The organism is Polynucleobacter sp. 71A-WALBACH (assembly GCF_018882365.1).
GTDB lineage: Bacteria > Pseudomonadota > Gammaproteobacteria > Burkholderiales > Burkholderiaceae > Polynucleobacter.
In genome coordinates, this window is sequence record NZ_JACVOP010000001.1 from 1,334,583 (window position 1) to 1,349,113 (window position 14,531).

The window sequence follows — 14,531 nt, forward strand, 5'->3', positions numbered from 1 at the left end:
CAGCCCCAGCAAATTGCTGGGGTTTTTGTTTTTAGATTCGCATTGAAGTAGTAAACATAATTAAGCAATATTGAACCGGAGAGTAGTGATGAGCGACAAAGTAATCATTTTTGATACCACCTTACGTGATGGCGAACAATCGCCTGGCGCCTCAATGACAAAAGACGAGAAGGTGCGTATTGCTCGCCAGTTGGAGCGCCTCAAGGTTGATGTAATTGAAGCTGGTTTTGCTGCTAGCTCTGAGGGCGACTTCCAGGCTATCTCTGCAGTGGCGGCAGCCGTGAAAGATTCAATCGTGTGCTCACTCGCCCGTGCCAACGATAAAGATATTAGCCGTGCTGCTGATGCTTTGAAAGCTGCTAATGCCAAACGGATTCATGCTTTCTTAGCAACGAGTCCATTGCATATGGCCGTGAAGTTGCGCATGTCTCCTGAAGAAGTATTGGAACAAGCTAAACGCTCCATTCGATTTGCCCGAAACTTGGCTGAGGATGTTGAATTCTCAGCGGAAGATGGTTATCGCTCGGAGATGGATTTCCTCTGCAGAGTGGTGGAGGGCGTTATTAATGAAGGCGCCACTACTATTAACATTCCAGATACCGTGGGTTACGCAACTCCTGAGTTGTATGGCGACTTTATCAAGACCTTGCGCACTCGCGTTCCCAATTCAGACAAGGCAGTTTGGTCTGTGCATTGTCATAACGACTTAGGGATGGCTGTCGCTAATTCATTGGCCGGCGTCAAAATTGGTGGCGCACGTCAAATTGAGTGCACCATTAATGGCTTAGGTGAGCGCGCTGGTAATACCGCCTTGGAAGAGATTGTCATGGCTTTGCGCACGCGTAAGGATTACTTCGATATGGTGTGCGGTATTGATGCCACTCAGATCGTTCCCGCATCGAAGTTGGTTTCTCAGATCACTGGTTTTGTAGTTCAGCCAAATAAAGCGGTAGTTGGTGCGAATGCTTTTGCACATACTTCAGGCATTCACCAGGATGGCATCTTAAAGAACCGCGATACCTATGAAATCATGCGCGCAGAAGATGTGGGCTGGGCTACCAACAAGATTGTTTTGGGTAAGTTATCAGGACGCAATGCGTTTAAGCAACGTTTGCAAGAGTTGGGTATCGCGATTGAAGCTGAGGCAGATTTGAATGATGCATTTGTCCGCTTCAAATCATTGGCCGATCAAAAATCAGAAATTTTTGATGAGGACATCATTGCCATCATGTCTGATTCTGCTGCTGCTGAAGAAGGTGAGTTTTATAAATTCATTTCTTTGAGCCAGCACTCCGAAACGGGTGAGCGACCAAAGTCTAAGGTGACCTTCCGTGTTGGCGATAAAGAGGCGAGTTCAGAGGCTGAAGGAAATGGCCCAGTGGATGCGAGCTTAAACGCGATTGAAGAAATCGTGAAGAGCGGGGCAGAGCAGTTGCTTTACTCTGTCAATGCAATTACCTCTGGCACCCAATCTCAGGGCGAGGTTACTGTGAGGCTGGCTAAGGGTGGGCGCATCGTCAATGGTGTTGGAACTGATCCGGACATCATTGCCGCCTCAGCGAAAGCGTATTTATCCGCACTGAACAAATTGCATGACCCTAGCCAAGCTAAGCTCAACGCGCAGATGACGCCTTAAGAAGTTCTCGGCGACATCTGTGGATCTGTTTTACTTATTGAGGTCTGTGTTCTTATAGTACTTCGTGCCTTTGCCGGTGATTTCAGCGGCGAGGCCTGAGTCTGTGAGTTGATACATTAATACTCCAGGCGCCACTACCACTGCATCTTGGTAGGCATCCCCATTCTTTTCATATTTGGCTGCAGCGGTAACTTGGCCACCAAAAGTCCAGCCAGAATTAACGAAGTCATTGAGTGCTGCTTGCGTTTCAAAAACAAAGATATTTTGGAAGGACTTAACTCCAAAGCCTAGGCCGGCCTGAACCTCAGCCATGTTCATATAAATGGGTTTGGCGCCATCTTTTTGGATAACTACGCCGCTACCAGTTCCGCCACCAGCAATCAAAATCTTCATGCCAAAGTTACTAAAGGTGGCATATCCAACCGATTTCTCAATCAATTCCTTTGCTTTAGGTTGAGCTTGATACAGCGCCTTTAGGGTGTCATTGCTTGCCTTGAGGATATCCTGACGTTGCTGAGCCACCGTTTTCTGAGCCCCAAAAGGGTTGGAAAATTGGGCAAATGCACCAGTTTGAAAGAGGAGGGTGCCTAAAAATAGGGCAATTATGCGAAGAATGGATAGTTTCATTTTGTTAACTTATTGATTTTATTACGTTTTATATAAAAATCTGACTTTGGGGTATAGGCAAAGCATACCAAGTTTCATGTGGCTTGGCTCAATTTCTGGATTCTCTCTGCTACAATTCGAGGGCTTTGATTTTTAAAGCTTTTTTGTTTTATTTGATTAATAAATGCACGACACAAATTGGGTGAAAGCTCAGGTGTTCGCAAGTAAGGAGTATGAAAATGGCAGTTGCTGATATTAAAACGGCGGAAATCGTCAAAGAAAACGCGCGCAGCGCAAACGATACGGGTAGCCCTGAAGTTCAAGTTTCATTGCTAACAGCCCGCATCAATGAATTAACCCCCCATTTCAAAGCTAACGCTAAAGATCATCACAGCCGTCGTGGTTTGTTGAAGATGGTTTCACGCCGTCGCCGCCTTTTGGATTACCTCAAGGGCAAGGATTTGGGTCGCTATCGCGCATTGATCGAGAAATTAGGTCTCCGTAAGTAATTCTTATCGGTATTGCAATGCCATCTTTCTTAGGGTTGTTTCGTAACAGAATCAGTCTTAAGCAGATGGCATGTTTTTTGAGCGCTTCAAGATTATTTGTGTAGGGGATCGTGTCATTCCAATGAGTTTCTGGGTTGAGAAATCCAGTGTCTCCCTGGAATGGCATCCCTTGTGATCTTCAATCGCTCCAGTGTTGTCGTGACACTGCTTTATCCCACGACAAGCGTGAAATCCATGTGGCTTTTGCGTGAACAATTTGGAGAAGATCAGAATGACTATATTTAAAAAAGCAGTAAAAACGTTTCAATGGGGTAATCATCAGGTAGTTATGGAAACAGGCGAGATCGCTCGTCAAGCCGGTGGTGCCGTGATCGTGAACATTGATGACACCGTTGTCATGGGTACAGTAGTTGCCTCTAAATCAGCTAAGCCAGGCCAGTCATTTTTCCCACTGACTGTTGATTACCTCGAAAAAACTTACGCCGCTGGAAAAATTCCTGGTGGCTTCTTCCGTCGTGAAGGTCGTCCATCAGAAGGCGAGACGTTGATCTCCCGTTTGATCGATCGTCCATTGCGTCCATTGTTCCCAGAAGGTTTCTTGAACGAAGTTCAAGTGGTTATTCATGTGTTGTCTATCAACCCGGATGTTCCTTCTGATATTCCTGCTTTGATCGCCGCTTCTGCTGCTTTGGCCGTTTCAGGCATCCCATTTGCTGGCCCAGTCGGCGCAGCACGCGTTGGTTACGCTAATGGTCAATACCTCTTGAACCCAACACGTACAGAGCAAGCTACTAGCGAGATGGATTTGATTGTTGCTGGTACACAAGCTGCTGTATTGATGGTTGAGTCAGAAGCTAATCAGCTATCCGAAGAAATCATGTTGGGTGCTGTTGTGTATGGCCATGACCAGATGCAAACAGCGATCAACGCAATTAATGAATTAGTCACTGAAGCTGGCAAGCCAGAGTGGGATTGGACTGCAGCTCCTAAAGATGAGCCATTCATTGCCAAGGTAACTGCATTAGCTGAAGGTCCATTGCGTGAAGCGTATCAAATTCGTCAAAAAGGCGCTCGCTCAGACAAGCTCAAAGAAATTACTAAAGAAGTAATGGCTAAGCTATCCGCAGAAGGTGATGTTGATGCAGTAGCGGTTAATGACATCCTATTTGAAATCGAAGCAAAGATTGTTCGTAGCCAGATCTTGAATGGCGAGCCACGTATTGATGGTCGTGACACACGTACTGTTCGTCCGATTGAGATTCGTAATGGCGTATTGCCACGCACACACGGTTCTGCATTGTTTACTCGTGGTGAAACACAGGCTCTCGTAGTTGCTACCTTAGGTACGGCTCGTGATGAACAGATCATTGACGCACTCGAAGGTGAGTACCGTGATCGCTTCATGTTCCACTACAACATGCCTCCATTTGCCACTGGCGAAACAGGTCGTGTAGGTAGCCCTAAGCGTCGTGAAATTGGTCACGGTCGTTTGGCTAAACGTGCATTGATTCCAGTATTGCCAAGTGCAGAAGATTTTGCATACAGCATTCGTGTAGTTTCTGAAATTACTGAGTCCAATGGCTCTTCATCCATGGCTTCTGTTTGTGGCGGCTGTTTGGCAATGATGGATGCTGGTGTTCCAGTTAAAGCACACGTTGCTGGTGTTGCAATGGGCTTGATCCTCGATGGCAATCGTTTTGCCGTGTTGACAGACATCTTGGGTGACGAAGATCACCTGGGCGATATGGACTTTAAAGTGGCCGGTACTGCTAACGGTATTACTGCTCTTCAGATGGATATTAAAGTTCAAGGAATCACTAAAGAAATTATGCAAGTTGCGTTGGCTCAGGCCAAAGAAGGCCGCTTGCATATTTTGAGCAAGATGCAAGAGGCGATGGGTTCAGTTCGCACTGAATTGTCTGCACATGCTCCGCGTATGGTTTCCTTCAAGATTCATCCAGACAAAATTCGTGAAGTAATTGGTAAAGGCGGCGCAACAATTCAGGCCTTGACCAAAGAAACTGGTTGCAGCATCGACATCAAAGATGACGGTACTGTAACAATCGCTTCTACTTCTGCTGAAGGCATGGCTGAAGCGAAAGCCCGCATCGAAGGCATTACTGCTGAAGCTGAAGTAGGCAAGATCTATGAAGGCCCAGTTGTGAAGTTGCTCGAGTTTGGTGCTTTGGTAAATATTCTTCCAGGTAAAGATGGTCTCTTGCATATCTCTGAAATCTCCAATGAGCGTGTAAAAGAAGTTAAGGATTATTTGCAAGAAGGCCAAGTAGTTCGCGTGAAGTTACTAGCTGCTGATGAGCGTGGTCGTTTACGTTTATCTCTCAAGGCTGCAATGGCTGATGAGGGTGGCACGATTGCTCCCTTAGCTGGTGCAACTGAAGCTGCAACTGAAGCGGCTCCAGCATCTAGCGAATCTGCTTAAGTAAATCACTGAGCAAGCGGGAGCTTTTTATATGCGCGCAATAGAAATCAAAGAATTTGGTGCCCCAGAAATGTTGGTGGTTGCCACTCGTCCTGATCCAGTATCTCCGGCTGCTGGCACGGGCGAGATTTTGATTAAGGTAATTGCTGCTGGGATTAATCGCCCGGATGTATTGCAACGTAAAGGCCATTACCCAGTTCCAGCGGGCGCATCTGATATTCCTGGTCTCGAAGTAGCTGGTGAGATTGTTGGCGGTGATTTAGCTCACGCTGATAATCTGTTTGGACTGAAAGTTGGCGATAAGGTTTGTGCGCTTGTGCAGGGCGGTGGTTATGCAGAATTGTGTATCGCACCGATTGCACAATGCTTGCCGTATCCAAAAGGATTTACCGATCAAGAAGCAGCTGCATTGCCTGAAACTTTTTACACGGTATGGAGCAATGTCTTCATGCGTGGCGAGCTATCCGAAGGCGAGACTTTGTTAGTGCAGGGTGGTTCGAGTGGTATTGGTGTTACTGCCATTTTGATTGCTAAAGCCTTGGGTCACAGAGTATTTGTCACGGCTGGCACTGATGAGAAGTGCGCTGCTTGCGTTGCTCTAGGTGCTGACTTAGCCATTAACTACAAGACACAAGACTTTGTAGAAGAAGTAAAGAAAGCTACTGATGGTAAGGGTGTCAATGTTGTACTTGACATGGTTACTGGCGCTTATGTTCAAAAAGAGATCGACTGCTTAGCTGATGATGGCCGTATTGTGATCATTGCGATCCAAGGTGGATCTAAGGCCGAAGTAAGCACCAATCAAATTTTGCGTCGTCGCCTAACCATCACAGGTTCAACCTTGCGTCCACGTCCAGTCTCATTTAAGAAGCAGATCACACAACAGCTGCATGCGCGTATCTGGCCTTTACTAGATGCGGGTAAGTTAAAACCAGTGATTTATAAAACTTTCACCTTGGACCAGGCTGCTGATGCCCATCGCCTGATGGAGTCTTCCGAGCACGTTGGCAAGATTGTTTTAACTGTTTAAGTATTGAATTAGATTTCATGCGTCCACTCACTGTTATCGGCAATTGGAAAATGAATGGCAGTCTTGCAAGTAATGCGGACTGGGTCAAAACCGTTTGTCGCGGCATGGAGCAAGGGATGCCAGCAGGTCGCAAGTACGCAGTGTGCGTTCCGGCGCCTTATCTATCGCAGTGCGGAGATTTAATTCGTGATTGCTCTTTGGCTTTTTTAAGCTTAGGTGCTCAAGATGCTTCCGCCTATGCTGCCGGTGCTTATACCGGTGAGGTTGCTGCATCTATGCTCAAAGAGTTGGACTGTGCTTACGTGATTGTGGGGCACTCTGAGCGTCGCCAATACCATCAGGAGACTGATGAACAAGTTGCTGAAAAAGCGCTGCAGGTGCTTGATAACGGCATGATCCCAGTGATTTGTGTTGGTGAGTCTGCAGATGAGCGCAATTCTGGTCGCGAAGTTGAAGTGGTAAGAGGTCAAATTTCAAAGCAGGTTGCCATCTTGCAAGATCGACTGGCTGACTGCCTGATTGCTTATGAGCCTATTTGGGCTATTGGCACCGGTAAGGTGGCAAGTGCTCAGGCGGCTCAGGATATGCATAGAGCAATTCGTTTGCAGCTGGCAGAGTTTGATGAAGACGTAGCTTCCCATGTGGGAATTTTGTATGGCGGCAGTGTTAAACCTGATAATGCCGTTGAACTGTTTGCAATGCCGGATATTGATGGCGGATTGATTGGGGGTGCTTCTTTGAACCCGCAGGATTTTCTAGCTATTTGTCAGGCCTAGATTTTTTATTTGGAGATAAGCCATGGAATGGTTTAAGACTTTATTGATCGTTTTGCAGGTAATTTCAGCTTTGGCTGTAATCTTGCTTGTGTTGCTTCAACAGGGTAAGGGCGCTGATATGGGCGCTGCATTTGGCTCTGGATCTTCTGGCAGCCTGTTTGGTGCCAGTGGCTCAGCCAACTTCTTGTCCCACACAACTGCCATTTTTGCAGGCGTCTTCTTTGTGTGCACTTTGGGAATTACTTGGATCGGTAATAAGAAGGAAGTTAGTCCTGGTGTTCTATCTGGAACTGTCGCTCCTGCAGTTGCGCCTGCCGCACCAGTAGCACCAGTGCAAGATCCCACTAAGCCAGCTGTTCCAAAGTAAAAAATTGGGTTTTTAGTAGTTTCTATCCCCTTTTTTGGGGTAGTAGAGTGGTGCAATGCAGTAGAATTGACGAGTTTTACAAGATGCCGACGTGGTGAAATTGGTAGACACGCTATCTTGAGGGGGTAGTGGCTTAGGCTGTGCGAGTTCGAGTCTCGCCGTCGGCACCAAATTGTAGAATTTGTAGGGGTTTATGCTGTAAATCAAGCTTTTATGTACTGGAATAATTGATAATTTGTAGCTTCTTAGGACTTACCAGACGAACGACTCAGGGCCATTTTGAATCTCGCTAATTACTTTCCCGTTCTGCTTTTTATCCTTGTAGGTATTGGGGTAGGTTTAGTACCCATGTTCCTCGGAAAAATCTTGGCTCCTTCGAAGCCTGATGCTGAAAAACTGTCGCCATACGAGTGCGGTTTTGAAGCTTTCGAAGATGCGCGTATGAAGTTTGACGTTCGTTACTACCTCATCGCCATCCTATTTATCTTGTTTGACTTAGAAACTGCATTCCTATTCCCATGGGGTGTGGCTTTGCGTGATATTGGTTGGTTTGGCTACGCCTCTATGGTGATTTTCCTTCTGGAATTCATCGTGGGCTTCGTATATATCTGGAAAAAGGGCGCTCTCGACTGGGAGTGATAGATATGGCATTAGAAGGCGTTCTTAAAGAAGGATTTGTGACCACTACTGCAGACCAGTTAATCAACTGGACTCGTAATGGTTCTTTGTGGCCAATGACATTTGGCCTTGCTTGCTGCGCTGTAGAAATGATGCACGCAGGCGCTTCACGTTATGACTTGGATCGTTTTGGCGTAGTTTTCCGCCCGTCTCCACGTCAATCAGACCTCATGATTGTTGCTGGCACTTTATGTAACAAGATGGCACCAGCACTGCGCAAGGTTTATGACCAGATGCCTGAGCCACGTTGGGTAATCTCAATGGGTTCCTGTGCCAACGGCGGTGGTTATTACCATAACTCCTATTCAGTAGTTCGCGGTTGCGACCGCATCGTGCCAGTAGATATTTACGTTCCTGGCTGCCCCCCAACCGCAGAAGCGTTGATTTACGGGATTATTCAGCTGCAATCCAAAATTGCTCGCACCAGCACGATTGCGCGGAAGGCTTAAACCATGTCAGATCGTTTAGTTCAACTCGTCGCCAATCTAGAAAAAGTTTTAGGTAAGCGTGCTCAGTCTATTGAAGTTGCCTTGGGCGAGGTGACTGTAGTCGTCAATGCAGACGCCTATTTTGAATCCGCCATGTTGTTGCGTGATGAGCCTTCTTTGGCTTTCGAGCAATTGATTGATTTGTGTGGCGTGGATTACCAAGATTTTCGTGAAGGGCAATGGGGTGGTCAGCGTTTTGGCGTTGTGACACATCTTTTGTCCTTGGCGCATAACTGGCGTTTGCGTGTACGCGTTTTCGCAGCAGAGGATGCGTATCCAGTAGTAGCTTCCTTGACTCCAGTTTGGGCTGCGGCCAATTGGTTTGAGCGTGAAGCCTTTGACCTCTACGGTATCTTGTTCGATGGTCATGAAGACTTACGTCGGATCTTGACTGACTATGGTTTTATCGGCCATCCATTTAGAAAAGATTTCCCAATCTCTGGCAATGTAGAAATGCGTTATGACCCAGAGTTGAAGCGTGTTGTGTATCAGCCCGTCACGATTGAAGCGCGTGAAATCACGCCACGTATCGTGCGCGAAGAGCAGTATGGAGGTCCGGTTTAAGTCATGGCACAAATCAAGAACTACACCCTCAATTTTGGTCCTCAGCATCCTGCGGCACACGGCGTATTACGTCTGGTCTTAGAGCTTGATGGTGAGGTGATTCAGCGCGCTGATCCGCACATTGGTTTATTGCACCGCGCTACAGAAAAATTAGCAGAGACACGTACTTGGATTCAAAACGTTCCGTATATGGATCGTTTGGACTATGTGTCGATGATGGCAAACGAACATGCTTACGTAATGGCAATTGAAAAATTGCTACAGGTAGATGTTCCGCTGCGCGCTCAATATATTCGTGTGATGTTTGACGAGTTAACTCGTTTGCTCAATCACTTGTTGTGGATTGGTTGTCACGGCTTGGACGTTGGTGCCATGGCTGTGTTCTTGTATGCCTTCCGCGATCGCGAAGATATTTTTGATATGTACGAAGCTGTTTCAGGCGCTCGTATGCATGCCGCTTACTACCGTCCAGGTGGCGTGTACCGTGACTTGCCTACTCAAATGGCTCAGTACTCGAAGTCTAAGATTCGTAGCGCTTCCGCTATCAAGCGTTTGAATGAAAACCGTAGCGGCACATTACTGGATTTTATTGATCAATTTGCCAACGGATTTGACGCTAACGTAGACGAGTATTGCAATCTCTTAACGGATAACCGTATTTGGAAACAGCGCTTGGTCGGTATCGGTGTTGTTACTCCTGAGCGCGCATTGCAGCTTGGCTTTACAGGTCCTATGTTACGCGGCTCTGGTATCGAGTGGGACTTGCGTAAAAAGCAACCTTACGAGACTTATGACAAGCTCGACTTTGATATTCCAGTGGGTGTGAATGGCGACTCTTACGATCGTTATTTAGTGCGCATGGAAGAGATGCGTCAATCCAACCGCATCATTAAACAGTGCGTAGCTTGGCTCAAGGCAAATGATGGCCCTGTCATGAGTGACAACCATAAAGTAGCTCCACCTAAGCGTGTAGATATGAAGACCAATATGGAAGAGTTGATTCACCATTTCAAGCTCTTTACTGAAGGTATGCATGTTCCTGATGGTGAGGCTTACTCCGCTGTTGAGCACCCAAAAGGTGAGTTTGGAATTTACTTAATTTCTGATGGTGCTAACAAGCCATATCGCATGAAGATTCGTGCGCCAGGATTTGTGCATTTGTCCGCAATGGATGAGATGTCACGCGGCCACATGCTAGCTGATGCTGTAACCATTATTGGTACCCAAGATATCGTGTTCGGGGAGATTGACCGCTGATACAGCGCGCCAAGGATTAATTCATGACAACAACCCTTCAACTTTCAGACAAAACGCTCGCAGACATTGCGCGCAATGTCGCGAAATATCCTCCAGAGCAAAAGCAGTCTGCTGTGATGGCTGCCTTAATTGCCGCCCAAACTGAAGTAGGTTGGGTTTCACCAGAGGTGATTGCTACTGTTGCGCAAATTCTAGAAATGCCAACAATTGCAGTAGATGAAGTAGCCACTTTCTACAATATGTACGACACCCAGCCGATTGGGAAGTACAAGTTGGTGATCTGCACAAACTTGCCTTGCCAGTTAACTCATGGCGAAACTGCGGCAACGTATTTAAAAGAAATATTAGGCATTGGCTACAACGAGACAACTCCTTGTGGCACATTTACCTTGAAAGAAGGTGAATGCATGGGTGCTTGCGGAGATTCTCCAGTGATGCTGGTGAATAACAAGCGCATGTGTAGCTTTATGAGTAAAGAAAAGATTGATGCCTTGTTGAATGAACTCCGTGCAGAAGGGAAAGCAGCATGACCAGCTTGCACGATAGACACATCAAACCATTAATCCTTGCTGGATTGAATGGTGAGAACTGGCGTTTAAAGGATTACGAAAGCCGTGGCGGTTATCAACAGCTACGTCGCATCATCAATGACAAAATCGCACCAGATGCGATCATTGCTGAATTAAAAGCATCATCATTGCGTGGTCGTGGAGGCGCAGGCTTCCCAACGGGATTGAAGTGGAGCTTTATGCCACGTCAGTTCCCTGGTCAAAAGTATTTAGTTTGCAATAGTGACGAAGGTGAACCGGGTACTTTTAAAGACCGCGACATCATGCGTTACAACCCGCATGCCTTGATTGAAGGCATGATTATTGGTGCCTACACCATGGGTATCGCTACAGGTTACAACTACATTCACGGCGAAATTTGGGAAGTCTATTCTCGCTTCGAAGAGGCTCTGGAAGAGGCTCGTGTTGCTGGATACCTTGGTGACAAAATCATGGGAAGTGATTTCAACTTCCAATTACATGCATCTCCAGGTTGGGGTGCATACATTTGCGGCGAAGAAACTGCTTTATTGGAATCGCTTGAAGGTAAAAAGGGTCAGCCTCGCTTTAAGCCACCATTCCCTGCAAGCTTTGGTTTGTATGGCAAGCCAACTACGATTAACAATACGGAAACGTTTGCTGCAGTGCCTTTCATTATGGCAATTGGCGGCCAAGCTTATTTGGATCTTGGTAAGCCTAATAACGGCGGTACGAAGATTTTCTCTATCTCTGGTGACGTTACCTATCCGGGCAACTATGAGATCCCATTAGGCACTCCTTTTGCTGAGTTATTGAAGCTCGCTGGTGGTATGCGTGATGGCATCCCATTGAAAGCAGTCATTCCTGGTGGATCTTCTTCTCCGGTAATTCCGGGTGCCCAGATGATGGACTTGACCATGGATTACGACAGCATCGCGAAAGCGGGCTCGATGTTGGGATCTGGCGCAGTGATCGTCATGAATGAAACACGCTGCATGGTTCGCGCTTTAGAGCGTCTGTCTTACTTCTATCACGAAGAGTCTTGCGGTCAATGCACCCCATGTCGTGAAGGTACCGGCTGGTTGTGGCGCATCGTTCATCGCATTGAGCATGGCGAAGGTCGCCCAGAAGATTTGGATTTATTGAATGATGTGGCAGCAAACATTCAGGGTCGTACGATTTGCGCCTTGGGAGATGCGGCTGCTATGCCAGTTCGTGGCATGTTGAAGAATTACATGGATGAATTTGCGTATCACGTAGAACATAAGCGCTGCTTAGATTCTGCGAAACCTTTATAAGACATTGAGCACGGGACATCTTAAAGTGAGCATGGTTGAAATCGAATTAGATGGTAAGGCAGTAGAAGTTCCGCAAGGTTCGATGGTGATGCACGCCGCGAACAAGATCGGCACTTACATTCCTCACTTTTGCTATCACAAGAAATTATCTATCGCTGCTAACTGCCGTATGTGTTTGGTAGAAGTAGAGAAGGCCCCAAAACCATTGCCAGCTTGTGCAACACCAGTAACGCAGGGCATGAAGGTCTTTACGCACTCCGCTAAAGCGGTTGAAGCGCAGCGCTCCGTAATGGAGTTCCTTCTCATTAATCACCCTTTAGATTGCCCAATTTGCGATCAAGGTGGCGAGTGCCAGTTACAAGATTTAGCGGTGGGCTACGGTAAATCGAATTCCCGCTACGAAGAAGAGAAGCGCGTTGTATTTCATAAGAATGTCGGTCCACTCATCTCTATGCAGGAGATGACTCGCTGTATTCACTGTACCCGTTGTGTTCGCTTTGGCCAAGAAGTTGCCGGTGTAATGGAATTGGGTATGGTCAACCGCGGTGAGCATTCTGAAATCACTACTTTTGCTGGTCAAACCATTGATTCCGAATTATCTGGAAATATGATTGATTTGTGCCCAGTGGGCGCATTGACTAGTAAGCCGTTCCGTTACGCCGCGCGTACTTGGGAATTGGGTCGTAAGCGTTCAGTAAGTCCACACGATAGTCTTGGTGCAAATACCACCATTCAAACTAAAGCCAACAAAGTAATGCGCGTTGTTGCTTTAGAAAATGATGCAATTAATGAATGCTGGATTAGCGACCGTGATCGCTTCTCCTACGAGGGTTTGAATAGCGCTGATCGCATCACCACTCCAATGGTGAAGCAGGGCGGCCAATGGTTAGAGACCGACTGGGAATCCGCAATGGATTACGTCGCTCGTTCACTCAAAACCATTTCCTCTGAGAATGGTCCCGAAGCGGTTGCTGCGTTAGCGCACCCGATTTCAAGTGCTGAAGAGTTGTACCTGCTCCAGAAAATGATTCGTGGTTTAGGCTCTAATCAAGTAGAAACTCGCCTGCGTCAAACTGACGTGAAGGGTGCTTCCTCTGCCCCATGGTTGGGTATGCCTATCGCCAAGCTAAGTGAGCTCGATCGCGTTCTCGTGATTGGTAGTTTCTTGCGCAAAGAGCAACCATTGATTGCTACACGTTTACGTGCTGGTGCAAAACGTGGCTTACAGGTCGCACGCATTGATGCTGGTGGTGACGACTGGTTGATTCCTGCGGTCGGTATTGCTGCTGCTCCAAGTGCATGGCTCAATGCATTGAGTGAAGTTGCTTTAGCAGTTGCTAAGGCGAAGTCTGTTTCCGCTCCAGCAGGCACTCCGAACTTGCCAGTTTCCGCTACTGCACAAAAGATTGCTGATAGCTTGCTTTCGGGCGCCTCTTCATCTGTCTTGCTAGGTTCTGCTGCAATCGCCCATCCGCATGCCTCTGATCTGCATGTGTTGGCGCAATTCATTGCAGAGCAAACTGGTGCTACTTTAGGCTTCTTGCCGGTTGGTGGAAATGCTGTTGGCGCTAGTTTGGTAGGTGCTAATGGGGCTGGTGTTGAGTCAGTCCTTTCAGGCGATCGCCGCGCTGTGATCTTAATGAATATCGAGCCAGATGCTGATTTGCCTAACCCGATGCAAGCCCGTGCTGCATTGGCTAAAGCGAATACGGTAATTGCCTTAAGTGCTTATAAGAGCGCCGATCTCTTGGGGGTGGCTGATGTGATTCTGCCTATCTCTACATTTACAGAAACAGTGTCTACTTTTGTGAATGCAGAAGGTCGTGCGCAAACGATTCAGCCTGCTGTAAAACCCTTAGGCGATTCTCGTCCAGCATGGAAAGTGCTTCGTGTTCTAGGTGGTCTATTAAATCTAGATGGCTTCCTCTACAACATGCCTGAAGAGGTGTTGGGTGAGGCGCTTCCAGAAAACTACTGCACTAAGCTCAGCAATCAATCGAAAACTACTAGCTTGAACAATGCCAACGCGGCTCAATCTTCAGGTTTGGAGCGTTTATCCGATGTTGGCATTTATGCTGGCGATCAGATTGTGCGTCGTGCACCTGCATTGCAATTAACGCGTGACGCTAAGCGTGGAAATCAAGTGGGTTTAGGGCAAGCGCTCTTTAACGAGTTAGGCTTAAAAGAGGGCGATGCTGTCCGAGTGACTCAAGATGGTCAATCGGTAGATTTGCCAGCTACATTAGAGGTGAATTTAGCTAAGCGTGCCGTCAGAATTTCTGCGGGTTCTCTGGCTAGCGCGAAATTAGGATCGATGTTTGGTCCTGTAACTGTTAGCAAGGCATAGGGGGCGAG

General features: G+C 47.1%; 14 protein-coding genes and 1 tRNA gene. 14 read left to right on the plus strand and 1 reads right to left on the minus strand.

Going from position 1 to position 14,531, the window contains the following annotated elements:
- Positions 1 to 88 precede the first annotated feature (88 nt).
- The gene (locus ICN42_RS06735) at positions 89 to 1,636 is read left to right on the plus strand and encodes a 2-isopropylmalate synthase (RefSeq protein WP_216252459.1); all 1,548 of its coding nucleotides are present in this window, start codon (positions 89 to 91) and stop codon (positions 1,634 to 1,636) included.
- A 30-nt stretch (positions 1,637 to 1,666) separates the two neighbouring features.
- On the opposite strand, the gene ICN42_RS06740 is transcribed toward ICN42_RS06735, so the two are convergent.
- Entirely contained in the window at positions 1,667 to 2,263 is a 597-nt protein-coding gene (locus tag ICN42_RS06740; RefSeq protein WP_216252461.1) for a YSC84-related protein, read from the minus strand.
- Positions 2,264 to 2,481: 218 nt separating this feature from the next.
- Between ICN42_RS06740 and rpsO the strand changes: the two genes are divergently transcribed.
- From rpsO to nuoG, 13 genes are all read left to right on the plus strand, one after another.
- Complete coding sequence (gene rpsO, locus ICN42_RS06745; protein WP_015420915.1) at positions 2,482 to 2,751, plus strand: 30S ribosomal protein S15; 270 nt, start codon at positions 2,482 to 2,484, stop codon at positions 2,749 to 2,751.
- A 271-nt stretch (positions 2,752 to 3,022) separates the two neighbouring features.
- On the plus strand, positions 3,023 to 5,191 hold the full coding sequence (gene pnp, locus ICN42_RS06750) for a polyribonucleotide nucleotidyltransferase (protein ID WP_216252464.1): 2,169 nt from the start codon (positions 3,023 to 3,025) through the stop codon (positions 5,189 to 5,191).
- A gap of 31 nt (positions 5,192 to 5,222) precedes the next feature.
- Positions 5,223 to 6,221: an NAD(P)H-quinone oxidoreductase gene (locus ICN42_RS06755; RefSeq protein ID WP_216252466.1), complete on the plus strand. Its 999-nt coding sequence runs from the start codon at positions 5,223 to 5,225 to the stop codon at positions 6,219 to 6,221.
- Positions 6,222 to 6,238: 17 nt separating this feature from the next.
- Positions 6,239 to 6,997, plus strand: coding sequence for a triose-phosphate isomerase (gene tpiA / locus ICN42_RS06760; protein WP_216252468.1), 759 nt, complete (start codon positions 6,239 to 6,241; stop codon positions 6,995 to 6,997).
- 22 nt (positions 6,998 to 7,019) lie between these two features.
- A complete protein-coding gene (secG, locus tag ICN42_RS06765) occupies positions 7,020 to 7,364 on the plus strand; it encodes a preprotein translocase subunit SecG (RefSeq protein ID WP_216252470.1) in 345 nt (114 codons plus the stop codon).
- Between the two features lie 85 nt (positions 7,365 to 7,449).
- A tRNA-Leu gene (locus tag ICN42_RS06770) sits at positions 7,450 to 7,534 on the plus strand.
- A 109-nt stretch (positions 7,535 to 7,643) separates the two neighbouring features.
- Positions 7,644 to 8,003: an NADH-quinone oxidoreductase subunit A gene (locus ICN42_RS06775; RefSeq protein WP_011902892.1), complete on the plus strand. Its 360-nt coding sequence runs from the start codon at positions 7,644 to 7,646 to the stop codon at positions 8,001 to 8,003.
- 5 nt (positions 8,004 to 8,008) lie between these two features.
- The gene (locus ICN42_RS06780; protein ID WP_011902891.1) at positions 8,009 to 8,491 is read left to right on the plus strand and encodes an NADH-quinone oxidoreductase subunit B family protein; all 483 of its coding nucleotides are present in this window, start codon (positions 8,009 to 8,011) and stop codon (positions 8,489 to 8,491) included.
- A gap of 3 nt (positions 8,492 to 8,494) precedes the next feature.
- Entirely contained in the window at positions 8,495 to 9,094 is a 600-nt protein-coding gene (locus ICN42_RS06785; RefSeq protein WP_216252472.1) for an NADH-quinone oxidoreductase subunit C, read from the plus strand.
- Between the two features lie 3 nt (positions 9,095 to 9,097).
- On the plus strand, positions 9,098 to 10,351 hold the full coding sequence (locus ICN42_RS06790; RefSeq protein ID WP_216252474.1) for an NADH-quinone oxidoreductase subunit D: 1,254 nt from the start codon (positions 9,098 to 9,100) through the stop codon (positions 10,349 to 10,351).
- 23 nt (positions 10,352 to 10,374) lie between these two features.
- On the plus strand, positions 10,375 to 10,881 hold the full coding sequence (gene nuoE / locus ICN42_RS06795) for an NADH-quinone oxidoreductase subunit NuoE (RefSeq protein WP_216252476.1): 507 nt from the start codon (positions 10,375 to 10,377) through the stop codon (positions 10,879 to 10,881).
- Positions 10,878 to 12,176 carry an NADH-quinone oxidoreductase subunit NuoF gene (gene nuoF / locus ICN42_RS06800; RefSeq protein WP_216252478.1) on the plus strand — a complete coding sequence of 433 codons (1,299 nt, stop codon included), beginning with the start codon at positions 10,878 to 10,880 and terminating at the stop codon, positions 12,174 to 12,176. Before nuoE ends, nuoF begins: the two co-directional genes overlap by 4 nt.
- Before the next feature lie 31 nt (positions 12,177 to 12,207).
- On the plus strand, positions 12,208 to 14,523 hold the full coding sequence (gene nuoG, locus ICN42_RS06805) for an NADH-quinone oxidoreductase subunit NuoG (protein WP_216252480.1): 2,316 nt from the start codon (positions 12,208 to 12,210) through the stop codon (positions 14,521 to 14,523).
- The last annotated feature ends 8 nt before the right edge of the window (positions 14,524 to 14,531 follow it).

Coding starts and splice junctions, on each gene's coding strand:
- ICN42_RS06735 (WP_216252459.1), top strand. CDS start 89: ATGAGCGACAAAGTAATCATTTTTGATACCACCTTACGTGATGGCGAA.
- ICN42_RS06740 (WP_216252461.1), bottom strand. CDS start 2,263: ATGAAACTATCCATTCTTCGCATAATTGCCCTATTTTTAGGCACCCTC.
- rpsO (WP_015420915.1), top strand. CDS start 2,482: ATGGCAGTTGCTGATATTAAAACGGCGGAAATCGTCAAAGAAAACGCG.
- pnp (WP_216252464.1), top strand. CDS start 3,023: ATGACTATATTTAAAAAAGCAGTAAAAACGTTTCAATGGGGTAATCAT.
- ICN42_RS06755 (WP_216252466.1), top strand. CDS start 5,223: ATGCGCGCAATAGAAATCAAAGAATTTGGTGCCCCAGAAATGTTGGTG.
- tpiA (WP_216252468.1), top strand. CDS start 6,239: ATGCGTCCACTCACTGTTATCGGCAATTGGAAAATGAATGGCAGTCTT.
- secG (WP_216252470.1), top strand. CDS start 7,020: ATGGAATGGTTTAAGACTTTATTGATCGTTTTGCAGGTAATTTCAGCT.
- ICN42_RS06780 (WP_011902891.1), top strand. CDS start 8,009: ATGGCATTAGAAGGCGTTCTTAAAGAAGGATTTGTGACCACTACTGCA.
- ICN42_RS06785 (WP_216252472.1), top strand. CDS start 8,495: ATGTCAGATCGTTTAGTTCAACTCGTCGCCAATCTAGAAAAAGTTTTA.
- ICN42_RS06790 (WP_216252474.1), top strand. CDS start 9,098: ATGGCACAAATCAAGAACTACACCCTCAATTTTGGTCCTCAGCATCCT.
- nuoE (WP_216252476.1), top strand. CDS start 10,375: ATGACAACAACCCTTCAACTTTCAGACAAAACGCTCGCAGACATTGCG.
- nuoF (WP_216252478.1), top strand. CDS start 10,878: ATGACCAGCTTGCACGATAGACACATCAAACCATTAATCCTTGCTGGA.
- nuoG (WP_216252480.1), top strand. CDS start 12,208: ATGGTTGAAATCGAATTAGATGGTAAGGCAGTAGAAGTTCCGCAAGGT.